General features: G+C 39.0%; 19 protein-coding genes and 1 pseudogene. All 20 read left to right on the top strand.

The genetic code is table 11. From position 1 onward, the window contains the following. Positions 1 to 3: 3 nt before the first annotated feature. Positions 4 to 441, top strand: a complete 438-nt coding sequence (locus tag BHF69_RS09270; protein ID WP_075670895.1) for an NAD-binding protein — start codon at positions 4 to 6, stop codon at positions 439 to 441. Next, positions 431 to 1,123, top strand: coding sequence for a potassium channel family protein (locus BHF69_RS09265; protein ID WP_075670893.1), 693 nt, complete (start codon positions 431 to 433; stop codon positions 1,121 to 1,123). The genes BHF69_RS09270 and BHF69_RS09265 overlap by 11 nt, the downstream gene beginning before the upstream one ends. Continuing rightward, on the top strand, positions 1,110 to 2,510 hold the full coding sequence (locus tag BHF69_RS09260; RefSeq protein ID WP_143249525.1) for a TrkH family potassium uptake protein: 1,401 nt from the start codon (positions 1,110 to 1,112) through the stop codon (positions 2,508 to 2,510). Before BHF69_RS09265 ends, BHF69_RS09260 begins: the two co-directional genes overlap by 14 nt. Positions 2,511 to 2,704: 194 nt before the next feature. Next, positions 2,705 to 4,219, top strand: a pseudogene (locus tag BHF69_RS14765) (potassium-transporting ATPase subunit KdpA). 22 nt (positions 4,220 to 4,241) lie between these two features. Next, complete coding sequence (gene kdpB / locus BHF69_RS09250; RefSeq protein WP_075670891.1) at positions 4,242 to 6,230, top strand: potassium-transporting ATPase subunit KdpB; 1,989 nt, start codon at positions 4,242 to 4,244, stop codon at positions 6,228 to 6,230. Positions 6,231 to 6,261: 31 nt separating this feature from the next. Further along, on the top strand, positions 6,262 to 6,861 hold the full coding sequence (kdpC, locus tag BHF69_RS09245) for a potassium-transporting ATPase subunit KdpC (protein WP_075670889.1): 600 nt from the start codon (positions 6,262 to 6,264) through the stop codon (positions 6,859 to 6,861). A gap of 105 nt (positions 6,862 to 6,966) precedes the next feature. Then, positions 6,967 to 9,663 carry a sensor histidine kinase gene (locus tag BHF69_RS09240; RefSeq protein ID WP_075670887.1) on the top strand — a complete coding sequence of 899 codons (2,697 nt, stop codon included), beginning with the start codon at positions 6,967 to 6,969 and terminating at the stop codon, positions 9,661 to 9,663. Further along, positions 9,656 to 10,357, top strand: a complete 702-nt coding sequence (locus tag BHF69_RS09235) for a response regulator (RefSeq protein ID WP_075670885.1) — start codon at positions 9,656 to 9,658, stop codon at positions 10,355 to 10,357. Before BHF69_RS09240 ends, BHF69_RS09235 begins: the two co-directional genes overlap by 8 nt. Positions 10,358 to 10,534: 177 nt before the next feature. Continuing rightward, the gene (locus BHF69_RS09230; protein ID WP_075670883.1) at positions 10,535 to 12,451 is read left to right on the top strand and encodes an acyl-CoA dehydrogenase family protein; all 1,917 of its coding nucleotides are present in this window, start codon (positions 10,535 to 10,537) and stop codon (positions 12,449 to 12,451) included. A 29-nt stretch (positions 12,452 to 12,480) separates the two neighbouring features. Continuing rightward, a complete protein-coding gene (locus BHF69_RS09225) occupies positions 12,481 to 13,683 on the top strand; it encodes an FprA family A-type flavoprotein (protein WP_075670881.1) in 1,203 nt (400 codons plus the stop codon). An 82-nt stretch (positions 13,684 to 13,765) separates the two neighbouring features. Further along, entirely contained in the window at positions 13,766 to 14,188 is a 423-nt protein-coding gene (locus tag BHF69_RS09220; protein ID WP_075671806.1) for a bacteriohemerythrin, read from the top strand. A gap of 629 nt (positions 14,189 to 14,817) precedes the next feature. Beyond that, positions 14,818 to 16,857, top strand: coding sequence for a BglG family transcription antiterminator (locus tag BHF69_RS09215; protein ID WP_075670879.1), 2,040 nt, complete (start codon positions 14,818 to 14,820; stop codon positions 16,855 to 16,857). A gap of 8 nt (positions 16,858 to 16,865) precedes the next feature. Beyond that, entirely contained in the window at positions 16,866 to 17,315 is a 450-nt protein-coding gene (locus BHF69_RS09210) for a PTS sugar transporter subunit IIA (RefSeq protein WP_075670877.1), read from the top strand. 44 nt (positions 17,316 to 17,359) lie between these two features. After that, positions 17,360 to 18,745 carry a PTS ascorbate transporter subunit IIC gene (locus BHF69_RS09205; RefSeq protein WP_075670875.1) on the top strand — a complete coding sequence of 462 codons (1,386 nt, stop codon included), beginning with the start codon at positions 17,360 to 17,362 and terminating at the stop codon, positions 18,743 to 18,745. A gap of 84 nt (positions 18,746 to 18,829) precedes the next feature. Further along, the gene (locus BHF69_RS09200) at positions 18,830 to 19,105 is read left to right on the top strand and encodes a PTS sugar transporter subunit IIB (RefSeq protein WP_083651192.1); all 276 of its coding nucleotides are present in this window, start codon (positions 18,830 to 18,832) and stop codon (positions 19,103 to 19,105) included. Continuing rightward, entirely contained in the window at positions 19,095 to 19,979 is an 885-nt protein-coding gene (locus BHF69_RS09195; RefSeq protein ID WP_278276981.1) for a transketolase, read from the top strand. The genes BHF69_RS09200 and BHF69_RS09195 overlap by 11 nt, the downstream gene beginning before the upstream one ends. A gap of 1 nt (position 19,980) precedes the next feature. Next, a complete protein-coding gene (locus BHF69_RS09190) occupies positions 19,981 to 20,937 on the top strand; it encodes a transketolase family protein (RefSeq protein WP_075670869.1) in 957 nt (318 codons plus the stop codon). A 241-nt stretch (positions 20,938 to 21,178) separates the two neighbouring features. Beyond that, positions 21,179 to 23,527, top strand: a complete 2,349-nt coding sequence (locus BHF69_RS09185; RefSeq protein ID WP_075670867.1) for a glycyl radical protein — start codon at positions 21,179 to 21,181, stop codon at positions 23,525 to 23,527. Between the two features lie 2 nt (positions 23,528 to 23,529). Beyond that, positions 23,530 to 24,438 (top strand): glycyl-radical enzyme activating protein, encoded by a 909-nt coding sequence (locus tag BHF69_RS09180; protein WP_075670865.1) that lies wholly within the window; start codon positions 23,530 to 23,532, stop codon positions 24,436 to 24,438. Further along, positions 24,435 to 24,602, top strand: coding sequence for a hypothetical protein (locus BHF69_RS14175; protein ID WP_158022574.1), 168 nt, complete (start codon positions 24,435 to 24,437; stop codon positions 24,600 to 24,602). Before BHF69_RS09180 ends, BHF69_RS14175 begins: the two co-directional genes overlap by 4 nt. Positions 24,603 to 24,659: the final 57 nt, after the last annotated feature.

The following is a 24,659-nucleotide window of genomic DNA, read 5'->3' as shown; positions in this document are numbered from 1 at the left end:
ATTATGAAAAAAAAAGAAAATGAATATACGGTGATCGTCGGATGTGGACGTCTGGGAGCGAGTATCGCAGGAAAGCTTTCTGATCAGAAAAAAGATGTTATGATTTTGGACTGTGACAAAACAGCGTTTCGAAAGCTGCCATATTCATATGGAGGATTGACAATGACAGCTAATGCAACGGATATTGAAAAACTAACCGCTGCAGGTGTAAAAGATGCAACGGTCTTTCTTGCGGTTACAGATCGTGATTGTGTCAATATCTGCGCTGCGCAGATTGCAAAGAAGGTATTTCATATACCAAAGGTGGTGGCTAGGATTTATGATCAGGACAAAAAAGCATTAATGGAAAATATGGGAATCGATATGATATGTCCATCAGAGCTGTCACAAAAAGAAATTTCTAATTATATTGAAATTGGAGGTGTAAAGCATGTGGGGTAAAAGGAAAGAACGAGGAAATATTCTAATCGTGGGAGGTTTTCATAAAGCCAAATCTCTTGCTAATGCACTGTTGAAAAAAGGATACCAGGTTACTGTTGTTAATAAGGAGTACAGAGATTGTAAAAAGCTTGCGGAAATCAATAAGCTGAATGTAATTTATGGAGATGGAAGCAAACGATTCATTTTAGAAGATGCCAGAGCGGACCAATGTCAGGTTGCAATTGCATTGACGGCCAGTGATGAGACCAATCTTGTTATTTGCGAAATGTGTAAACAGTTTTTCTCTGTAAAAAAGACGGTAGCTTTGTTAAATGATCCTTCAAAAACAAATTTCTTTTATCAGATGGGAATTGACCGGGTAGTCTGTGCGTTGAACATGATTACCAATATTATGGAAGAACAGGCAGTCATGGATGAAATGACAAAGATGGTTCCTTTTGATGAGGGAAGAATTCATATTATGGAAATACCCATTTTAAAAAACTCTAAGGTAGCTGGAAAAAAGCTCTGGGAGTTGAATCTTCCAAAGGAGATCATTATTGGCTGTATCCTCAGGGGAGATCAGAGTCTGATTCCGCGGGGCGATACCAGAGTTACGGAGGGAGATGTACTTTTGATGATTACTTCCGATAAAAACAAGTTGGAAGAGATGAAGGAGCTGACTGGATATGATGCATCGTGAAGGAGTGCCTGTAACTGGGAAAATGATGATTTTGGAGGGAAGTATTTTATTAGTACCGCTGCTTGTACTTCCTTTCTATAGAGAAGAAATTGCTCTTTCCTGGCAGTTTATACTGCCAGCGATTATTTCCATTGGAATGGGAATGGTAATTTGTCAGGGAAAGAAAAAATTATTAAACAATAGCCAGCTGGTAGTATTCGCGTGGATATATGGATTTCTGCTTGCAGCGGTTCCATTCTGGTTATATGGGAATGTTACTCCGGTCCAGGCTTTATTTGAGTCCGTCAGTGGATTTACTACTACCGGGTTGTCCGTGCTGAATGTGGAACGTACACCACAGATTTTTCTGTTTTATCGTGGGTTTTTACAATATGTAGGTGGTCTTGGATTTGTGATGATGATGCTCCTTTTTATACAGGAAAAGGACTCTGCAGGGTTGTACCATGCGGAAGGACATCCGGATAAATTGATGCCCAATATTGGAAAAACAGCAAAGGTAATCGCCATGATGTATGGGTTCTTCCTGGTTGTCGGAACGATACTCTATGCTATGTTTGGAATGTCAATTTTTGATAGTATCGTACATACTATGTGTGCTTTGTCTACGGGAGGATTTTCCAATCGGTTAGATAGTATTGGCTATTATCATTCTCTTCCGATTGAGTGGATCACGATTCTGTTAATGTTGATTGGCACGACAAATTTTTCGCTGTTGCTGTTGCTGTTTAAAGGCAGAGTGAAGGAATTTTTTAAAGCCAGCGAGGTAAAATTCCTGGCAGGACTGACGGCAGTTGCCGTTCCTGCTATGGCATTTTTTCTCATACAAGGTGGGGTAACAGCAGGAGAAGGAACGGAACTTTCACTATTTAATGCTTTTTCTGCATTGTCCACAACAGGATATTCTACCTGCAGCTATACTGACTGGCCTGAGACAGCTCTTGCCGTTATGATTCTTCTGATGATCATCGGTGGAGGAATCGGCTCTACTGCAGGGGGGATTAAGCTGGGTCGTGTTTGTAAGCTGATGAAAAATCTGATGAGAAATATAAAGAGTATGATGCTGCCAGACCGAACGGTCACACTTGCTTATTATCACAGAGGAGCAGAAAAAGAGCTTTTGGAACGAGAGCAGGTGGAAGAAGCATCTACATATGCAGAGAGCTATCTTATTATCTATATAGTAGGAACGCTTGCATTGACCTTTTTCTCCGGATCTACGCTAGTAGAAGGCGCGTTTGAATTCGCATCTTCGCTTGGAACAGTAGGTTTATCTATCGGTATTACAAGTGCAGACACATCATCACTCTGTCTTTTGATTGAAATTGCTGGAATGGTACTTGGAAGATTGGAAATCTTTGTATTATTGCAGGCATTTTGTAAAAAATAATACAATTTTTAATAACTTCTTTAAATGCATAGAAATGCTCTTAACAGAAATTTATAAATGAAAGTAGTACAGTAATAACGTAATTTACGAATAGGAGGTATGAAAATGAGTATTCTTACAGCAATTATAGGAATCTGTGCTGTGGCACTACTGATTTATTATTTTGTAATATTGATGAAAGGAGAGAAAATGTGATGGGAACAGTCATTCAATATTTATTTTATTTTACGGTGCTTGTTTTGCTGGCAATTCCTTTAGGAAAATATATTAGCAAAGCAATGAATGGAGAGAAAGTCTTTTTGACGAAAATCCTGGCACCCTGTGAAAAAGGAATTTATAAAGTCTTGCATATAGACCCGGAAGAAGATATGTCATGGAAAAAATATCTGGGAAGTGTTGTGGCATTCTCTGTATTTGGTTTTCTTGTGCTGTTTATCATTCAGATGGCACAGAAATATTTGCCATTGAATCCACAGCATATTGAAGGAATGAGTTGGGATCTGTCTTTGAATACGGCAATCAGTTTCATGACAAATACGAATTGGTAGGCATACAGCGGAGAATCACAGCTTAGCTACCTGTCTCAGGCATTGGGTCTGACGGTACAGAACTTTGTGACACCGGCAACAGGTATTGCAGTTTTGTATGCATTATTCCGTGGATTTACCAGAGTGAAAGGCAAAGGGGTCGGAAACTTCTGGAAAGATTTAACAAGAGCTACATTGTATGTTTTAATTCCACTGTCTCTTGTTTGCGCCCTGTTTATCGCCTCTCAGGGTGTTCCACAAACATTAAAAACTGCTGAATCTGTAGAGTTAACAGAACCAGTTGCGTTTGATTCTGAAGGAAATTATCTGGAAGGTGCCCAGATTAATGGAAATGTAGTAACAATGAATGGAAAAGTCGTAGAAGACGCTGAAGTTGTTACAGAAGAAATTGTACCTCTTGGTATGGCAGCAAGCCAGGTTGCAATTAAACAGCCTGGTGGTAACATGGAGGGAAAAGAAGCAAGATTTGGTATTGGATCTTCTTCTACATGGGCAGTTTGGACAACAGCTGCATCCAATGGATCTGTTAACTCCATGCATGATAGCTACACTCCAATTGGTGGTATGATCCCTATGCTTCTTATGCAGCTTGGAGAAGTTGTATTCGGTGGTGTAGGATGTGGACTTTATGGTATGCTTGGCTTTGCAATTCTGACCGTATTTATTGCAGGATTAATGGTTGGAAGAACGCCAGAATATCTTGGAAAGAAAATTGAACCTTATGAAATGAAATGGGCAGTTCTGGTCTGCCTGGCAACACCGATTGCTATTCTGGTATTTAGTGGGATTGCAGCTGCAGTTCCCGCAGTTGCAGACAGTCTGAATAATAGTGGAGCACATGGATTTTCAGAAATGCTGTATGCTTATTCATCCGCTGGAGGAAACAACGGTTCTGCATTTGCCGGATTTAATGCCAATACTCCATTTCTGAACTGTACCATTGGGGTAACAATGCTGATAGCCAGATTCCTGCCGATTACAGGAATCCTTGCAATTGCAGGAAGTATGGTACAGAAGAAGAAACTGGCTGTTACGGCAGGAACCTTATCTACAAGTAATGGTATGTTTGTGTTTTTACTGATTGTAATTGTGTTATTGATTGGTGCTTTAAGTTTCTTCCCGGCACTTGCACTTGGTCCAGTTGCAGAATTTTTAGGATAAGTAGAAAATGGAGGAATCAAAAATGGCAGAAAAGCAAAAAACAGCCCTTTCTGATAAAAATATGGTAATGAGGGCGATAAAAGATTCGTTTATAAAATTAAAACCAAAAACACAGGCAGGAAACCCGGTAATGCTCTTGGTTTACCTGTCAGCGATTATGACTACCGGACTTTGGCTGGTATCCCTGTTTTTTGGAATCGGAGATGCTCCTACCGGTTATACCTGTGCGATTGCAGTTATTCTGTGGTTTACGGTACTGTTTGCGAATTTTGCAGAGGCAATTGCAGAAGGCAGAGGAAAGGCACAGGCAGATTCTTTAAGAAAAGCAAAAAAAGATGTAGACGCATATAAAATTTCATCACCGCACAAGAAAGATCAAGGTACAATTGTTTCTTCTGTCAGCTTGAAGAAAGGGGATTATGTTCTTGTAAAAGCAGGGGAACAGATTCCTGGCGATGGAGAAGTCGTAGATGGTGCTGCTTCTGTAGATGAAAGTGCAATTACCGGTGAGTCTGCACCTGTTATCCGTGAGAGCGGAGGGGATCGCAGTGCGGTAACTGGAGGAACGACGGTTTTGTCTGACTGGATTGTTGTAAAAATTACCAGTGAAGCAGGGGAGACTTTTATGGACAAGATGATTGCCATGGTAGAAGGTGCAAACCGTAAGAAAACACCAAATGAAATCGCATTACAGATTTTTCTTGTTGCCTTATCCATTATCTTTATTATGGTAACTATGTCACTTTATACATACTCTATATTCTCTGCAAAGCAGGCAGGTATTGAAAATCCAACATCCATTACCACATTAGTGGCTCTGTTGGTTTGTCTTGCACCGACAACCATTGAAGCAGCAGGTGATGTAGATATTTTGATGCTGGATAAGACAGGAACCATTACACTGGGAAATCGTCGTGCAGATGCATTTATACCAGTGGATGGGGCTTCAGAGAGAGAATTGGCAGATGCAGCACAGCTTTCTTCTCTGGCTGATGAAACACCAGAAGGACGAAGCGTAGTTGTACTTGCAAAAGAAGAATTTGGAATCAGAGAAAGAAAGCTTTCTGATAAAAATATGGAATTCGTTCCATTTACAGCAATAACCCGTATGAGTGGTGTGAACTACGATGGTGTAGAAATCCGTAAAGGTGCAGCAGATGCAATTAAAGAATATGTAGTAAGCGGAGGAGGCACCTATTCTCCAGAATGTGATGAGATTGTGAAAAAGATTTCCTCTAAAGGAGGAACTCCTCTGGTTGTTGCAAAGAACCATATTGTATTGGGTGTTATCTATCTGAAAGATATCATTAAAGATGGGGTAAAAGAAAAATTTGCAGATCTTCGTAAAATGGGAATTAAAACCATTATGATTACTGGTGATAATCCATTGACTGCAGCTGCCATTGCCGCAGAAGCAGGTGTGGATGATTTTCTTGCAGAAGCAACACCGGAAGGAAAACTCGAAATGATTCGTGATTTTCAAAAGAAAGGACATCTGGTAGCCATGACCGGAGACGGAACGAATGATGCTCCTGCACTTGCACAGGCAGATGTGGCAGTTGCAATGAATAGTGGAACTCAGGCTGCAAAGGAAGCAGGTAACATGGTGGACTTGGATTCTTCTCCTACAAAGCTGATTGATATTGTAAGAATCGGAAAACAGCTTTTGATGACAAGAGGAAGTTTGACAACCTTTAGTATCTCAAACGACGTAGCAAAATACTTTGCCATCATCCCGGCTCTATTTATGGGACTTTATCCGGGACTTGGAAAATTAAATATTATGGGACTTTACAGTCCACAGAGTGCCGTACTATCTGCGATTATCTATAATGCTCTGATCATTATAGCTTTAATCCCACTGGCGTTAAAAGGAGTTAGATACAGAGAGGTGTCTGCCGGAAAACTGCTATCTGGAAACCTTCTGGTGTATGGACATGGAGGAATTATAACACCGTTCATCTTTATTAAGCTGATCGATATTCTACTGGTTATCTGTGGGATTGTATAAGAGAATGAAGAAGTGAAGGAGATAATTAGATATGAAGAAAGAAAATGGTATTCTTATAAAGGCAGTCACTATGGTATTGGCTATGACGCTAATCTGTGGAGTACTGTATACGGCAGTAGTTACAGGGTTGGCACAGATTTTCTTTTCAAAGAAGGCTAATGGAAGTGTAATTGAAGTTAATGGTAAAAAATATGGATGTGAATTGCTGGCACAGGAATTTACAGGGGATGAGTATATGTGGGGAAGAGTTATGAATGTTTCCGCATTTACAGACCAGAATGGTAATACAAAGATGTATTCTGGTCCTTCCAACTTAAGTCCGAAAAGTCAGGATTATAAAGAACTGGTTGAACAGAGAGTTAAAAGAATACAAGCAGCTAATCCAGATGCAAAGAGTGATCAGATTCCAGAAGATCTGGTAACCTGTTCCGGAAGTGGATTGGATCCTGACATTTCCATTGCAGCAGCAAGATATCAGATTCCACGACTGGCAAAGGAAAATGGAATGACGGAAAATGAAATAGAAAAAATTATCGACAAATGTACAACACATAAGATACTTGGAATTTTTGGTGAAGAAACAGTCAATGTACTGAAGGTAAATCTCATTCTTCAAGGAGTGTTATCCTGAGGAAAAGGATTGTCATCTAACGGAAATAAGGCTCGGATATATACAAATATACGCTGGGCCTGATTCCGTTTCCATTATTATTCAGAGTAGGAAGGGAGTAGGTTCATGGAAAAAGAAAGACCTGATCCTGAGACGATTTTAAAAGAAATTGTATTAGAAGAAGAAAAGAAAAAACGAGGAAAGTTGAAAATATTTTTTGGTTATGCTGCCGGTGTAGGAAAGACGTATGCCATGCTGGAGGAGGCTCAGGCATTAAAAGAAGACGGTACGGCTGTGGTAATCGGATATCTGGAACCCCATGCAAGACCAGAAACCATGAAGATGGCAGAAGGTCTGGAGGTAATTCCGGTAAAACAGATTGATTATAACGGTATAAAATTGAAGGAAATGGATATTGATGCTATTTTGGGACGGCCACCGGAAGTAGTATTAGTGGATGAATATGCACATACAAATGCAAAAGGAAGCCGTCATCAGAAGCGCTATCAGGATGTGGAGGAATTACTCAAGGCAGGAATCAATGTCTATACAACCGTAAATGTACAGCACATTGAAAGTTTGTGTGATATTGTGGCATCCATAACCAGAATTGTTATGAAAGAACGGATTCCTGACTCTTGTTTTGATATGGCAGATGAGGTTCAGATCGTTGATATTGAGCCAGAAGTTCTGTTAAAGAGACTGAAGGAGGGAAAAGTATACCAGAAAGAACAGGCTTCCAGAGCTATGGAAAACTTTTTTACAATAGAGAAGCTAACAGCACTACGGGAGATTGCATTACGACGAACTGCAGACAGGGTAAAGCTTGTCACTGAACGTACGAAGAAAGAAGTCGGAGGGGAATATTATACAGAAGAAAAAATCTTGGTCGGAATTTCCACCTCTCCATCCAATCCAAAGATTATACGAACAGCCGCACGAATGGCAAAAGCCTTTGGGGGAGTACTGATTGGACTTCATGTGGAAACGCCGGATTTTGAAAAAAGAAGCCAGGACGATAAAAACAGATTAAAGGCTAATATACATTTAGCAGAGCAGCTAGGGGCAAAAATTGAGACGGTATGTGGAGAAGATGTTGCTTTTCTGATTGCGGAATATGCGAGAAACTCAGGCGTTTCTAAAATCGTTACCGGGCGAAGTGCTAATGGCCGGGGATTTATGCGGAAATACTCATTTACAGATAAGCTTTCCATGTATGCGCCCGATATGGATATTTATATTATTCCGGATAGTAAAATGACAAAAGCAAAACAAAGATTTCGATATGAGACGGAAGAAACCATAAATACGAAAAATGTTATCATATCCATGACTTGTCTGATTGTGTCGACCATCATTGGTTTCCTTTTTTATGCAATGGAATTTAGCGATACGAATATTATTACGGTATATATTCTTGGTGTCATGATTTCGGCGATTCTTACTTCCAGTCGTGAAATTTCATTTATACAGTCGGTGTTGAGTGTCATTGTATTTAATTATTTTTTTACAGATCCAAGGTTTTCTCTGGATACTTATGATCCGGGATATCCAATCACCTTTCTGATTACTTTTATTGCAGCTCTGATTACAAGTAGCCTTGCTCTAAAGATGAAGAAGCAGACAAGAGAATTGGCAAAATCAGCATATCGTACCCAAATCATACTGGATATTAACCAAATGCTGCAAAATGGAAAGGACATTAACCAAATTGGAAGTACGATGGCGGAACAGCTCAGCAAAGTTTTGAATCGAACGGTGGTCTATTATGGATGGAACGGCGAACATCTTGATATACCGGTAATCTATAAGGAGAAAGGGCTTGTAAGTTCACTGAAGAAGCCAGAGCTGATTACTGAAAATGAGAGAGCGGTGGCAGAATGGGTTTTTAAGAATAATACGCGTGCGGGAGCATCTACCGCTACGTTAAGTGATTCTGCATGTTATTATCTGGCAATCAGAAGCCTTGGTGAAGTTTATGGTGTAGTAGGCATTGAAATGGGGCATGGAGATTCTCTCACTGCGTTTGAGAATAATGTGCTTATGGCGGTGCTTGCCGAGTCAGCGATGGTTATGGAACATGAGGTGTTACGCACCAAAGAGGAGGCGGCAATGCAAAAGGCCAATAATGAAAAATTGCGGGCCAATCTGCTGCGTTCAATCTCCCATGATCTCCGAACGCCCCTTACGAGTATTTGTGGCAATGCGGATATGCTCCTACAAAACAATCTGGAGGAGAAGAAAAAGCAAAAGATATATAAATATATCTATGAAGATGGTATGTGGTTGATCAATCTTGTAGAAAATTTGTTGTCGGTTACAAGGATTGAAGAAGGGGGTGTAGAGATTAAGAAGCAGGCAGACTTGTTGGAGGATTTGATTAAAGAGGCATTAAGGCATATCAGTTGGAGAAGCAGAGAGTACAATATTCAAGTAAAAATGGAAGATGAAATGCAGTTGGTTAATGTAGATTCCAGACTAATTCTGCAGGTTATCATCAATATTGTGGACAATGCAATAAAATACACACCCCCAGGTGGAGATATTCTTATTTCCACGAAAAAGAAGGGAAAATATGTGCATGTACGGATTGTTGATCATGGGAATGGAATTTCAGATGAAGATAAACCACATATTTTTGAGATGTTTTATACAACAAATGGAAAAATCATAGATGCAAAACGAAGTTTAGGATTAGGACTAGCTCTGTGTAAATCCATTGTAATGGCACATGGTGGAACAATAGAGGTGTATGATAATCAACCAACGGGAACGATTTTTGATTTTACATTGCCAGCTGAGGAGGTAGAAATACATGAGTAATTCTAATATTTTAGTAGTAGAAGATGATTTTGCAATTCGTAATTTGATCACGACAGCACTGGAGATGGAAAATTATAAATATCGTATAGCTAAAAGTGGCGATCAAGCTATTATAGAGGCAGCCACCCAGTATCCGGAATTGATTCTTCTTGATCTGGGGCTGCCCGATATGGATGGTGTTGATGTGATAAAAAAGATACGTTCCTGGTCAACCGTCCCAATTATTGTAATTAGTGCAAGAAGTGATGATAAAGATAAGATTGATGCTTTGGATGCAGGGGCAGATGACTATGTTACAAAACCATTTTCTACAGCGGAGCTTCTTGCCAGAATCAGAGGAACCTATCGAAGGATTATGTATTTTCAGAATAATCTTCAGGGAGGAGAGCCGATTTTTCAAAATGGAAGTCTGAAAATCGATTACAAAATGCAGACGGTATATGTAAAAAATGAAGAAATTCATGTAACGCCGATTGAATATAAGATTTTATGCCTCTTAGCCAAGAACATGGGAAGGGTATTGACACATATTAATATCACAAAAGAAATCTGGGGAAGTTCTTTTGAAGGAGACATCGCGTCTCTTCGGGTACATGTGGCAACTGTCAGGAAGAAGATTGAGAAGAAGGATCCCTTGAATAAGTGTATTCAGACACATATTGGTATTGGCTATTGTATGGTAAAACAGGAATAAGTTCATTTTAGTAGTCATTATTATCAGATAAAAAATAAAATATATATAAGAAAACAGAAAAATATTAAAAAATAAGATTTATACGTAACTATTGTTACATACATTAGCTTATATTTAGAATATAATAAAATTATAAAATTACAATTTTATTATAGCAACGGTGAAGGAGGGAATATAATGTATTTTAAAACGACTCAGGAGCATGAAGAATTAAGAGCAAAAATTCGTGAATGGGCAGAGCGGGAAATTAAGCCTATTGCATTTATGCTTGATCAAAACAATGAATTTCCAAGAGAGCAGATGAAAGAATTTGGGGCTCTTGGATATCTTGGCCTTCCATATCCGGAAGAATATGGAGGTATGGGAAAGGATATTTTAAGTTATGCAATTGGGGTTGAAGAATTATCCAGGGTAGATGGCGGAACTGGGGTTATTTTATCCGCACATGTGTCTCTTGGCACCTATCCAATTTTCGCATATGGTACGGAAGAACAGAAGCAGAAATATTTAATTCCGCTGGCAAAAGGAGAAAAACTTGGTGCATTTGGTTTGACAGAACCAAATGCAGGGTCTGACGCAGGTGGAACGGAAACGACGGCAGAACTTTGTGGTGATTATTATCTGTTAAATGGAGAGAAAATATTCATTACGAATGGCGGAGAGGCAGATATTTATGTTATTTTTGCTGTTACTACGCCTGGAATCGGTACTCGGGGAATCAGTGCTTTTATCGTAGAAAAAGGCTGGGAAGGATTTACCTTTGGAGATCATTATGACAAGATGGGAATCCGTTCTTCTGCAACGGCTCAGCTACTTTTTAACAATGTGAAAGTTCCAAAAGAAAATCTTCTTGGCAAGGAAGGGCAGGGATTTAAGATCGCCATGTCTACATTGGATGGAGGACGTATCGGTATTGCAGCTCAGGCACTAGGAATTGCTCAGGGAGCATATGAAGCTTCTGTGGAATATGCAAAAGAAAGAGAGCAGTTTAATGCTCCGATTGCACAACTGCAAGCGATTCAGTTTAAGGTCGCTGAAATGGCTACTAAGCTTCGTGCAGCAAGATTTCTGGTATACAGTGCGGCAGAGCTGAAGGAACACCATGAACCTTATGGTATGGAAGCAGCTATGGCTAAGAAATATGCATCAGATGTATGTCTGGAGATTGTCAATGATGCACTGCAGATTTTTGGTGGTACTGGCTATCTGAAAGGAATGGATGTAGAAAGAGCATATCGGGATGCGAAGATTTGTACAATATATGAAGGAACCAATGAAATTCAGAACGTGGTAATTGCAGCCCATATTCTTGGAAAAGCAGCAAAGGCATCTGCTGCTCCGGCAAAAGGTAAGAAAAAGAGTGGAGCTGTTACCGGCACAAGAAGAACCAAAATCTTCAATGGTGGAAATGCCAGTGATAACGTAGCGAATCTGGTAGAGGCATTAAAAGCAGATGGACATGATTTTACAGTAGGAATCGATATCAATACTCCGATTGCTCAAGCGGAAAGAGTAGTCAGCGCAGGAAAAGGAATTGGAAGCGAAGAGAATATGCAGCTGGTGAGAGATTTAGCAGCAGCTGCAGGTGCAGCAATCGGATGTTCCAGACCGGTGGCGGAGCAATTACAATACCTACCGTTGGATCGTTATGTTGGCATGAGTGGTCAGAAGTTTGCTGGTAACCTTTATATCGCCTGCGGTATTTCTGGAGCAATTCAGCATTTGAAAGGAATTAAGGATGCTTCAACCATTGTAGCAATCAATACCAATGCCAATGCTCCGATTTTCAAAAATGCAGATTACGGTATTGTAGGAGATGTGAATGAGATTCTTCCATTATTAACTGCAGCATTAGATGATGGTAATCCGAAGAAACCGGCACCACCGATGGTAAAAATGAAACGTGCAGTAGTGGAGGAAGCAAAGCCAGCACCAGTTGGCAGATATGTATGTCTTGGATGTGGATATGAATACATACCAGAACGCGGTGATGAAGATGCAGATATTCCTCCAGGAACTAGCTACAAGAATCTTCCAGAGGGATGGACTTGTCCAGACTGTGGTGAAGAAAAAGCGAATTTTATTCCAGCATAAACATCTTAGATTGTATTGGAGGTTAGAATATGGGTTGTGTTAGAAAAGTAACAGAAGATTTATATTGGGTCGGCGTCAATGATAAACGCCTTCATTTGTTTGAGAATATTCATCCAATTCCGAGAGGTGTATCCTATAATTCCTATCTTTTAATGGATGAGAAGACGGTTTTATTTGATACAGTGGATTGGTCTGGATGTAGAGAATTTTTAAAAAATATAGAGGAAGTCCTAAATGGAGCAGATCTTGACTATCTGGTAGTGAATCATATGGAACCGGATCATGCATCATCTATGGAAGAAGTGCTGATTCGTTATCCGAACTGCAAGGTCATTAGCAATGAGAAAGCATTTATGTTTATGCACCAGTTTGGATTTGTTGTAGAGGGACGTAAAGAAATCGTAAAAGAAGGAGATACGAAATGCTTTGGTAAACATACGGTGACATTTGTAGCTGCGCCAATGGTTCATTGGCCGGAAGCCATGGTTACCTTTGATACGACTAACGGAGTGCTTTTCTCAGCAGATGCTTTTGGAAGTTTTGGTTCCTTAGATGGAAAGCTTTTTAATGATGAAGTTGATTTTGATCGAGATTGGATTGATGATGCCAGAAGATATTTTACCAATATCGTTGGAAAATATGGTCCATTTGTTCAGCTTTTGCTTAAAAAAGCAGCTACAGTTCCGATTCAGATGTTTTGTCCACTCCATGGTCCAGTGTGGCGTACAGATTTAGGATATTTTATCGATAAGCATGACAAATGGAGTCGCTATGAACCAGAGGAAAAAGGGGTTTTGATTGTATATGCTTCTATGTATGGCAACACGGAAGCCGCTGCCCAGCAGTTAGCATCCAGACTTTGTGAGAAAGGAATGACAAATGTATCAGTATATGATGTATCAAAAACGCATGTATCCTATCTGGTTGCAGAGGCATTTAAGTATAGTCATATCGTACTTGCATCTGTTACATATAATCTGAACATTTATCCGTTAATGTATGACTTCCTTCATCATCTGAAGATATTAAATTTCCAGAAGCGTACCTTCGGCTTGATTGAAAATGGCACATGGGCAATCAAATCTGGAAGTTTGATGAAGAAATTTATCAATGAAGAATTGAAAGAATGCAAAGTACTTGGCTCACAGGTAAGCGTGAATTCTTCAGCCGGGGAATCTAATGCTCCGGAATTTGAAACTCTTGCGGATGCGTTGATTGAATCAATGAAATAAAACTACGAATTGACTTGGACGATTTTAATGATATAATTTTATATAGCATTAAAAATAATCTGTCAAGGAGGAAGTGATTATGATGTACGCAGAATTTGATGAAAGCTTAGTAACAGGGAATGAAGTCATTGACGGACAGCATAAAGAATTAATTGAGAAGATCAATAAGCTGGTAAAATGTGTGGAAGAAGGTGGCGGAAAGCTAGAAGCCATCAAGATGCTGGATTATCTGGCTGATTATACAGAATTTCATTTTGGAGCAGAAGAAAAGCTGCAGGAAGAGGTAGATTACCCAGGAATCAAAGAGCACAAACAAAAACATGAGGAATTTAAAAGTTCCATTAAAGAGCTTTATGAGATGTTAGAAGAAGTAGAAGGACCAACGGATGCATTTGTTCAGGCGGTGAATAAGAATGTGATTGACTGGCTGTATGGCCATATCAAAGGTTTTGACTGTTCTGTGGCAAGCTACATCAATATGGGAAATAATCCAACTATATTATAGCAGATGAGAGAAAAAGAAGTCAGACGGTGAAGACACCGGCTGGCTTCTTTACAGATGATGGTATTGGAGAAGAGAAGCATTTCCACAGAAGATAGAATTATAGGTTTGTCTAGGGTATGACAGCTTAAGCTTATTTAGGATGTAAACAAAAATCAGGGAGTCTTAAGATTTGTAGAAAATAGTTAAGATAATTTCATTCTTTGTTTAGAAAAGTTTATATGGAAGAAATTGAATTATGAGTAGATTGGGATATAATAAAAACATAGTTTTTCATATATTTTTTATCCTCTCTTTTCAATAAAAAAGAAATCCCGCTTCGTGTGAGCGGGATTTTTTGTATTCTGAATTATGGATATTTTTTTCTAAGCTAATTTTGGCTATGATAATATTATGAATTGATTAATGGAATTAGAAAAAGCAGTTTCGTAGTTTTATTGCGGAACTGTTTTTTTATAGGCGTCTAATTTTTGCACATAAAAATATATAAAGTTTTCCATTTTTGCACTGTATAATTTGTGCATTTTCTATGGTTTGGTTCGTACATTTCTTGGACTTTCTTTTTTCTGGTCCATTGGGTATGATTAGATTATGGAAAGCGCAAGGAGGTAGCAAATGTCAGGAGGTAGCAAATGTCAATCATATATAACCTGGATGTAAGGTGTTATGAAATACTGAATTATCTGTTATATCAAGATGGATATACGACAGTAGTACAGCTTGCAGAAGAAAAAGGAATTTCAAAACGAAGCGTATATTATGATATACGCAAAATTAATGAATGGCTGGAAGCACAGGAGCTTACTCCATTGGAAATTGAACGAAAAAAGGGAATATGGATTGATGAAGAGCAGAAAACGTTAATACGCACAAAGCTTAAGATGATTCCACCCAAACTGGCTTATGTCTTTACACCGGTTGAAAGAATCAAAATCATTATCTGTTCCATTCTGCAAAGAAATAGAAATCTTTTTTTAGATGATTTTATGGAACTTTGTCAGGTAAGCAGGAACACGACCATTAATGATATGAAAGAGGCAGGGAAGGTGATTTCCGAATATCAGCTGCAGCTTATTTATGAAAATGGAAAAGGATATCATATTGTAGGTGACTTGGTGCGGAAACGAAGCATTTATTTTGCTTATTTCAGTTCCATTGCTGACTTTTACAAGAAAGAGATTCTACCTTTGGATGATCCCGAAAAAGTACAGCAGATTATTGAAAAACTAAAGGACATTGAGAACGCGTTAGATGTCCAATATGTACAGGGGACGTTATATACCATTGCGGTGTTCTTTTCAACTATCGATAATCGTACAGATATTTTGGAATTTTCAGAAGATGAAAAATCTGAGATTATGTATACCAAAGAATATGAAATGGTATCTAAGCGATTTGAGGAATTAGATGAAAGTGAACGATTATACTTGGCTTTGCATTTACTGGGTTCCAGGATACAAAGTATCCCAGTTGATTTTATGAATGAAAAAACAGGGCAGGAGACGCAAAAGCTTTCCAGAATATTAGTAGAAGCATTTTCCAGAATTACCGGAATCGGTTTTTCCAAAGAAGATGAATTAGTACAGGCAATCGCTGCACATTTAAAAACTTCTCTATACCGTTATCGATATGGAGTACAGTTGGCCAATCCAATGCTTGATAACATTAAAAGTGAGTATGGAGATTTGTTTGAAGTTACAGCAAGAGCCTGCAAGTATTTAGAAAAAGAGATTGGAGTTCCGATTCCAGATGGGGAGATTGCATATCTTACATTACATTTTGGAGCATTTATTACATCAGGACAGCAGCAGGAAGAGCAGTTAAGAGTTCTGATCGTATGTCCAAATGGGTTGAGCACAGCGAACATGATACGAGGTGAAATCAAAACATTAGTTCCAAATGCGGAAACGGTAGATATCCGTTCTTTGAAAGATTATCAAAAACAGCATAATTATAATGTTGTAATTTCCACAGTTGTCATAGAAGAGGAGAAAAACCTAATATTGGTACATCCGATTCTAACAGACAATGATCGTATGACAGTGTTGAAAAAGTGTATGAAGTATGAGTACAGCAATCATGTGAATATTACACAGATTACGGAAATTGCATCCAAATATATGACAGAGAAAAATTTAAAAGAGTTTAAGGCAGAACTGATGGAACATTTTTCAAAAACTTCATTGAAAAAGTATGTAAAAAGGGGAAGTTCACAAAAGGGGATTCAGGAAATGCTACAAAAATCATATATCCATATCGTAAAAGACAGCATGCCCTGGGAGAATGCCGTACAGATTTCAGGAGAAACTCTTTTGAATGAGAAATTCATCAAGCAGTCTTATATTGACAGCATTATCCAGAAAACAAAGCAGTATGGTCCCTATATGTTTATTACCAAGCACGTATTTCTGGCACATTCAGAAATTGAGCATGGAGCGAATAAAATGGGAATTGAGCTTACTGTATTTAAAAAGCCGATTGAGTTTACGGCATTGGATGGAAAGAAGAGGTATGCAAAAATTATTTTGACATTATCTGCACAGGACCATAAAGCACATATTCGATTGCTCAATGATATTATGACGATTTTTTCCGAAAGTGAAAATGAAGAAATGATATGGAAATCAGAAACTGCTGAGAATATAAAAAATATGATATGTCAGCTTTTATAGGAGGGAATATGAAAGAAATATACAATATGCTGAAATTGGAGAATGTAAGAATTCTTCCGGGCGTAAAGGACTGGAAAGAAGCCATTCATGTCGCAGTTCAGCCTTTAGTAGATGGTGGTTATTGTGAACCAAGATATATTGACGAAATTATCAAAAATACAGAAAAGCTGGGACCTTATTATGTACTTTGCGAGAATCTCGCATTGGTACATGGAAGTACGGACCAGGGAGTGTTAAAGCGCCAGATTGCGATTACGCTATTAAGAGAGCCTGTGAAGTTTAAAGAAGATGGCTGTGATGTGCGTATTATGGTCACACTGGCTGCTACAGATCCGGAATCTCATATGGAAGTCCTACAGGCAATGTCAGAGCTTTTCTCTGATCCAGAAAGTATGAATAGAGTGTTGGAGGCTTCTAGTGAAAAAGAAATCTATGATTTATTTGTGGAAGCAGCATAAAGAATTTGAAATTGAAAAATTAGAAAATATCGAGGAGGATAAAAATGAGTTTTATTATTAATATTTTATCAACACCTGCAATTTTAGTAGGTTTGATCTCATTATTTGGATTAATCTTACAGAAAAAACCGATAGAAGAAGTAGTAAAAGGAACTGTTAAGACGATTGTAGGATTTTTAGTTCTGACTGCAGGGGCGAGCTTCTTACAGACAGGCTCATTAAATGATTTTGGGACAATTTTTAACTATGCATTTAACATGCAGGGGGTTGTACCAAACAACGAAGCAATCGTATCTTTAGGATTAGCAGAATTTGCAAGTGATACAGCATATATTATGTGTATCGGAATGGTTGCCAATATTATTTTGGCAAGATTTTCAAGATTGCATTACATCTTCTTAACGGGTCATCATACCTTATATATGGCTTGTATGCTGGCAGTAATCTTAAATGTAGGAAACTTAAATGGTCCAATGTTATGGATTGCTGGTGGACTGATTCTTGGATTGATCATGGTGATTTCTCCGGCAATCTGCCAGCCAACAATGAGTAAAATTACAGGAACCGATGAACTTGGTTTTGGTCACTTTGGGGGATTTGGATACTGGTTTGCAGCTCAGATCGGAAAGTTATTTAAAGGAAAGAGCAAATCTACAGAAGAAGTAAATTTCCCACAGAGAATTTCCTTCTTACGTGATACGACCGTTGCCATTGGTTTAACCATGACTGTATTCTTTGTTATCGTAACCTTTGTAGCTGTTGTAATCAGAGATGGTATGAGTGATCCAACCATTGCAGCGTTCTTCCAGGGCGAAACACAGACACATTGGTTAGTATGGGCGATTACCAAAGGCTTAAGCTTTGCAGGTGGTGTTTATATTATCTTAAGTGGGGTACGTTTGATCATTGGTGAAATTGTTCCTGCTTTTCGTGGAATTGCAGAAAAGATCGTACCAAATGCAAAACCAGCCATTGACTGTCCAGTTGTATTCCCATATGCACCGAATGCAGTATTGATGGGATTCTTAGTATCTTTCTTAGGTGGTATCGTAGGTTTATTTATTCTTGGTGGAATTAACAAAGCATTAATTCCAGTAGCATTGATCTTACCTGGTGTTATTCCTCATTTCTTCTGTGGAGCAACTGCCGGAGTATTTGCCAATGCAGAAGGTGGCTTAAAAGGATGCCTGGTTGGTTCTTTCCTCCATGGATTATTGATTACCTTCCTTCCAGCTATCTGTATGCCGGTTATGGGATCTTTAAACTTTGCAAACTGTACATTCTCTGATGCAGATTTCTCTATCGCAGGTATTATCTTAGGAAATATTGCACAGTTTGTAAAAGGTGGCGGATTATTTGCAGTATGTATAATCTTATTCTTATTGCCAATTATTTATAACATAGTTGCACCTAAGAAAAAAGAAGCGTAAAACATAAAAATATGCTCTGGGAACTGTTTAAGTTCCCGGAGTATTTAGAAATAAGAAAAAGAAAACAAATCAGGAGGTAGTATTATGATTAAATCTGTTATGTGTTGTTGTGGTTCCGGACTTGGTTCCAGTATGTTAGTAAGAATGAACGTAGAAAAAACATTACAAAAAATCGGAGTTTCAGGGGTGTCTGTTACACATTCTTCTTTATCTGATGCAGCAGAAGGAGCAGCAGATCTGTTTGTGGTAGGAAAAGACCTTGAAAACTTTGTAAAGCATCTTCCAAGAGTCGTTGTTTTAAATAACATCATGGATAAAGCAGAATTGGAAACAAAATTAAAAGCAGAATTTGAAAAATAGACAAGAGGATTTATATAGTATGGAAAAGCAAAAATTGCAGGAGTTAAAAATCCTTTCAGCAAAAATCCGGAAAGATATTTTGGAAATGTTGGAAAAACGTGGATATGGACATATGGGTGGTTCTTTATCCATAGTAGAATTAATGAGCGTACTTTACGGAAAACAGTTAAGATATGATGCAAAAAATCCGAAATGGGAAGACAGAGATATGATTGTATTGTCAAAAGGACATGCTGGACCAGCATGGTACAGCGCTCTTGCAGAAAATGGATTTTTTGAAAGAGAATGGTTGTTTACCTTGAATGATGGCGGAACCAATCTTCCTTCTCATCCAGATCGATTAAAGACACCAGGAGTGGATATGACAACAGGTTCTTTGGGGCAGGGAACTTCGGCCGCAGCTGGAATTGCTACAGGATTTCGTATGAAGGGAAGCGGACAGTATGTGTATCTGATCGTAGGAGATGGAGAACTGAATGAGGGACAATGCTGGGAAGCTTTCCAGTATATTGCCCATTATCGATTAAATCAGTGTATTGTCATCATTGATGAGAACAAAAAGCAGTTGGATGGAACTACAGAAGAGATTATGAATCCATTTAGCATTGCAGATAAGATGAAAGCATTTGGATTCCATACACAGACAGTAAAGGGAAATGATGAGGAAGCCATTGATGCGGCCATTGAAAATGCAAAGCTTGTGAAAAATCAGGCGGCATGCATCGTACTTGATTCTGTGAAAGGAGCTGGCGTACCTTACTTTGAACAGCTTGACGGCAATCATTCTGTAAAATTCAATCATGATGAAATTCTGGAGGCAAATCATAAAGCGATTCAGGATTTACAGAAATTCATTGAAGGAGGTGCCAGATAATATGTTTCAGTTAGCAGAACATACACGGGAAAAAGGACGTGAATTAAGAAGCTGTGTTGTAGAGACAATTCAGGAAATCATGTCTTATGATGATAAGGTAACAGCATTGGAAGCAGATTTAGGTGGAGCTAGCGGTTTCACCAAAATTCAAAAAAGTAATCCAGACCGTTTTGTACAGTGTGGGATTGCGGAGGCCAATATGATTGGCGTGGCGGCTGGTATGTCCATCACTGGATTTAAGCCATTTGTACACACATTTGCTCCATTTGCAACAAGGAGAGTGTTCGATCAGTTGTATCTATCTGGAGCTTATGCAGGAAATACCATCAATATATATGGATCTGATCCTGGATTTGCTGTTGGTGCCAATGGGGGAACGCATACTTCATGGGAGGATGTTGCCTTGATGAGAGAGATACCTGGAGCCATTGTTTGTGATGCAGCAGATGATGTTCAGATGGAATGGATCTTAAAAGAATTTGCCAACATGGAAGGAATCCATTATGTGAGAGGTAACCGAAAGGCGGTAAGAAATGTATATCAAAAGGGATCTTCTTTTACTATTGGAAAAGGAAATATCTTAAAGGAAGGAGAAGATATTCTGATTATTGCAGCTGGTCAGCTGGTTTCTGATGCTATGGATTGTGCAAAGAATCTGGAAAAGGAAGAAATTTCTGCTCAAGTTATTGATATGTTTACAATTAAGCCGCTGGATCAGCAATTGATCTTAGAAGAGGCAAAGGGAAAGAAGTTGATAGTAACCATTGAGAATCATTCTATCTATGGAGGATTGGGAAGCGCAGTAGCAGAAGTAATGGCAGAATCTAATATTGGAGTTCCATTAAAACGCATTGGCGTGGATGAGAAGTTTGGACAGGTAGGAACCGCTGAATATCTGCAGGAAGCCTTTGGATTGACAGCAGATCAGATGAAGGAGACCATCAAAGCATGTCTGTAGAAGACTGATAAAAAATAAGAAAAATGGCGTCGCAGTAACGATTGAAAGATCGTAACTACGATGCCATTTTTTTGTGCACATCCTTCATTCACAGTTTTTTTATAGATTCTAATAAAAAAGCGAACTCTATCAGACATTTCAAACCGGAACAGAAATAACTTGAAAAACAATAAAAAATAATTTATAATAATAAATAACAATGGAAAGTAATAAAATACGAATAATGGGAAGGAGTATTGTTATGCTATTTCAGACAGATAGAATTGGGTATTTGAAGGATAAGATGTTATCAGAGCCTCGTTACGCATCCATTGAACAGGCGTTGATCATTACAGAATGTTATAAACAGAATGAACATCAGCCAAGAATCATTCAGCGTGCATTATCCTTAAAAGCTGCTTTGGAGCAGATTCAGATCAGTGTGGAAGCAGAGGAGTTGATCGTTGGGAATCGTACGGCAGGGGTCCGCTACGGGGTTGTATTTCCAGAAAGTGGGAGCACATGGGTAGACAAAGAGTTCGAAACATTGCCAACCAGACCACAGGACAGGTTCCATGTGCATCCAGAGGATATTGAGACCTTCCGCAAGGTCATCAAACCATATTGGGAAGGAAAATCCTTAGAGGATGTGTTGAATGAAAGATATGGAAAAGAAATCAATGAAATCGGAAAAGTGGTAAAAATCAATCAGAAGGATCATGCTCAGGGGCATATTTGTCCAAATTGTAAAAAATGGCTCGCTATGGGACCTGCTGGATTGCAGAAGGAAGCCAAGGAAAAATTAAAGACATGCAGAGAGGATAAGAAGGATTTTTATCGAAGTGTAGATCTGGTTATGGAAGGAGCCAGAAACTTTATGGTTCGCTATCATGATTTGATTGTAGAGATGGCTTCTCATGAAGCAGATGAGGAAAAGAAAGCGATGATGTTAAAGGTTGCCGAGAATTGTAGAAATTTAAGTATTCGGCCAGCACAGACCTTTCATGAGGCAGTACAATCTACCTGGTTTTTATTTGTCATTCTTCAGATGGAATCCAATGCATCTTCTTTTTCACCAGGACGTTTGGACCAGCACCTGATTTCTTTCTATGAAAAGGATCTGGCCGAAGGAAAACTGACCAGACAGGATGCGTTGGAAATCATAGAGTGTATGTGGTTAAAATTCAATGAAATCGTATATATGAGAAATTCTCATGGAGCAAAATACTTTGCGGGCTTTCCGATTGGATTTAATATTGCCATTGGTGGACAGGATGAGCAGGGGAATGATTATTCTAATGATTTATCCTTCTTATTCTTAGAAGCACAAAAGCATCTTGGACTTCCACAGCCAAATTTGTCTGTCAGACTTCATGAAGGAACAGGAGAAGCATTATTAAAGGAAGCAGTACGAACGGTGGCAAAAGGAAGCGGTATGCCTCAGTTCTTTAATGATAAAGCAGTCATTCCGTCTATGATGGAGCTTGGCATCGAAGAAAAGGATGCTCTGGATTATGCGATCGTTGGATGTGTGGAACTGACCACACAGGGAAATAACCTGGGATGGAGCGATTCCGCTATGTTTAACTTGAATAAAGCTCTGGAGGTCACTATGACGGGTGGAAAATGTCTTCTGACAGGAGAACAGATTGCTCCGGATTTTGGAAATATGGAAGACTATCAGACCTTTGAGGAATTAGAAGCTGCATTCCAAAAGCAGATCGATTACTTTATGGATAAGATGATTCTGGCATGTGAAGAAGTGGAAAAGGTTCATATTGACTTATTGCCATCCCCATTTTTATCTGCATCCATTGACAATTGTATGGAAGAAGGGATGGATGTTACAGCAGGAGGAGCAAAATATAATTTGTCTGGAATCCAGATGATTCAGGTAGCAAACCTGGCAGACAGTCTGGCTGCCATCAAACAGCTGGTATATGATGAAAAGAGGGTAAGTCAGAAGGAATTCTTAGATGCTTTAACGGCAAACTTTGAAGGCTATGAGATTCTTCGTGCTATGATGTTGAATAAGGTACCAAAGTTTGGAAATGATGTGGACTGGGTAGATGCACTGGGAGCAAAATGGGCAGAATATTTTAAGGAACGCCTGCGTACGTTTCAGAATTATCGGAAAGGTCCATATCATACAGGGATGTATACGGTATCTGCTCATGTTCCAATGGGAGAGAATGTAGGAGCAACACCAGATGGACGTTATGCAGGAGAACCTTTGGCAGATGGAGGCATGTCTCCGGTATATGGACGTGATATTACTGGACCAACAGCTGTCTTAAAGTCCGTTTCAAAGCTGGACAAGAACTTAACGACCAATGGGGGACTTTTGAATATGAAGTTCCTTCCAGAATTCTTTAAAAATGAAGCAGGTATTCAGAAATTTGCGAACTTTTTAAGAAGCTTTGTGGACCTTGAAATTCCACACATCCAGTTCAACGTTGTTCGCAAGGAAGATTTGATCGCAGCGAAAGAGAATCCGGAACAATACAGAGGACTTACCGTCCGTGTTGCCGGCTATACAGCATATTTTACAGAACTGGCAGATGAGCTTCAAAATGAGATCATTGCCAGAACAAGTTATGGAGATATTTAAGTATGAAGGGGAGAATATTTGATATTCGTCGCTTTTCTACCCATGATGGAGATGGGATTCGTACTACCGTATTTTTAAAAGGATGCCCACTCGCTTGTGCATGGTGCCAGAATCCAGAGGGAATTTCTATAAAAAAACGCCCTCTTCATTTTGAAAATCGGTGCATCCACTGTGGCACCTGTGTGGCGAAATGCAAAAACGGTGGAGTAGAACAAAAAGAAGGGAGCATCCAGCTTCATATAGAGAAAGAAGAAGATTGGGAGAGGCTCATTGACTGGTGCCCGGCAGGAGCTCTGGAGATGGATTCCAGAGAATGTGACGTAGAAGAAATCATGCAGGAGATTCGAAAGGATCTGGTTTTCTATCGACATGGAGGTGGAATTACGTTATCTGGTGGTGAACCACTGTTCCAATGGGAATTTGCATTAGAGATTTTAAAGCAATGCAAAAAGGAAGGCATCCATACAGCCATAGAAACTTCTTTATATACAGATGGGGAGGTACTGAAAAAAGTACTTCCTTATCTGGACCATATCTTTGCAGACTTTAAAATCGCAGATGAGAAAAAGCATCAGAAGTATATAGGGGTATCCAATAAAAGGATCAAGGAGAATTTAAAGCTTCTGCTGGGATCAGAAAAGAAAGAACACGTTGTCATTCGGACGCCGATGATTCCTGGAATCACAGCAGTGAAAGAAAATATCCAGGACATTTCTGCTTATATCAGCAGTATTTATCCGGAAGTTTCTTATGAGATCTTAAATTATAATCCTCTGGCGGAAGCAAAGTATCACCTGATTGACAGGGAATATTGCTTTGAAGAAAATCCAAAGCTTTATACAAAGGAACAAATGGGAGAATTTGAGTCATGGGCCAGGTTGGGTGGTACGAAAAATGTGATTATAGAATGAAGATAAATAAGGGTTTCTTTGACTATGGGATAATGTGTGAGAACGAAATCATTCCGGTCAGCAATCAAGCTACGGAGCTTCCAAATCTGATACATGTTTTCTCTTGTCCTACACCAGGACAGACGAAAATCTTATCTCTCGTCCAGGGACAAATGGCTATGTAAGCAAGCTTCCAGCCATTTGTCCTTATGGACGACCAAAAGCATCGCTTTTGCCAAAGA

Origin of the sequence: Anaerostipes sp. 992a, from assembly GCF_001940245.1 — a bacterium.
Taxonomy (GTDB): domain Bacteria; phylum Bacillota; class Clostridia; order Lachnospirales; family Lachnospiraceae; genus Fimousia.
This window is presented reverse-complemented; position numbering and strand designations above follow the sequence as displayed.

What these genes read in the sequence shown, in the direction of transcription:
- kdpC (WP_075670889.1), top strand. Translation starts at nt 6,262, where the DNA reads ATGAAGAAAGAAAATGGTATTCTTATAAAGGCAGTCACTATGGTATTG.
- BHF69_RS09230 (WP_075670883.1), top strand. Translation starts at nt 10,535, where the DNA reads ATGTATTTTAAAACGACTCAGGAGCATGAAGAATTAAGAGCAAAAATT.
- BHF69_RS09200 (WP_083651192.1), top strand. Translation starts at nt 18,830, where the DNA reads ATGATTAAATCTGTTATGTGTTGTTGTGGTTCCGGACTTGGTTCCAGT.
- BHF69_RS09260 (WP_143249525.1), top strand. Translation starts at nt 1,110, where the DNA reads ATGATGCATCGTGAAGGAGTGCCTGTAACTGGGAAAATGATGATTTTG.
- BHF69_RS09185 (WP_075670867.1), top strand. Translation starts at nt 21,179, where the DNA reads ATGCTATTTCAGACAGATAGAATTGGGTATTTGAAGGATAAGATGTTA.
- BHF69_RS09235 (WP_075670885.1), top strand. Translation starts at nt 9,656, where the DNA reads ATGAGTAATTCTAATATTTTAGTAGTAGAAGATGATTTTGCAATTCGT.
- BHF69_RS14175 (WP_158022574.1), top strand. Translation starts at nt 24,435, where the DNA reads ATGAAGATAAATAAGGGTTTCTTTGACTATGGGATAATGTGTGAGAAC.
- BHF69_RS09210 (WP_075670877.1), top strand. Translation starts at nt 16,866, where the DNA reads ATGAAAGAAATATACAATATGCTGAAATTGGAGAATGTAAGAATTCTT.
- kdpB (WP_075670891.1), top strand. Translation starts at nt 4,242, where the DNA reads ATGGCAGAAAAGCAAAAAACAGCCCTTTCTGATAAAAATATGGTAATG.
- BHF69_RS09270 (WP_075670895.1), top strand. Translation starts at nt 4, where the DNA reads ATGAAAAAAAAAGAAAATGAATATACGGTGATCGTCGGATGTGGACGT.
- BHF69_RS09265 (WP_075670893.1), top strand. Translation starts at nt 431, where the DNA reads ATGTGGGGTAAAAGGAAAGAACGAGGAAATATTCTAATCGTGGGAGGT.
- BHF69_RS09225 (WP_075670881.1), top strand. Translation starts at nt 12,481, where the DNA reads ATGGGTTGTGTTAGAAAAGTAACAGAAGATTTATATTGGGTCGGCGTC.
- BHF69_RS09215 (WP_075670879.1), top strand. Translation starts at nt 14,818, where the DNA reads ATGTCAATCATATATAACCTGGATGTAAGGTGTTATGAAATACTGAAT.
- BHF69_RS09240 (WP_075670887.1), top strand. Translation starts at nt 6,967, where the DNA reads ATGGAAAAAGAAAGACCTGATCCTGAGACGATTTTAAAAGAAATTGTA.
- BHF69_RS09180 (WP_075670865.1), top strand. Translation starts at nt 23,530, where the DNA reads ATGAAGGGGAGAATATTTGATATTCGTCGCTTTTCTACCCATGATGGA.
- BHF69_RS09220 (WP_075671806.1), top strand. Translation starts at nt 13,766, where the DNA reads ATGTACGCAGAATTTGATGAAAGCTTAGTAACAGGGAATGAAGTCATT.
- BHF69_RS09190 (WP_075670869.1), top strand. Translation starts at nt 19,981, where the DNA reads ATGTTTCAGTTAGCAGAACATACACGGGAAAAAGGACGTGAATTAAGA.
- BHF69_RS09205 (WP_075670875.1), top strand. Translation starts at nt 17,360, where the DNA reads ATGAGTTTTATTATTAATATTTTATCAACACCTGCAATTTTAGTAGGT.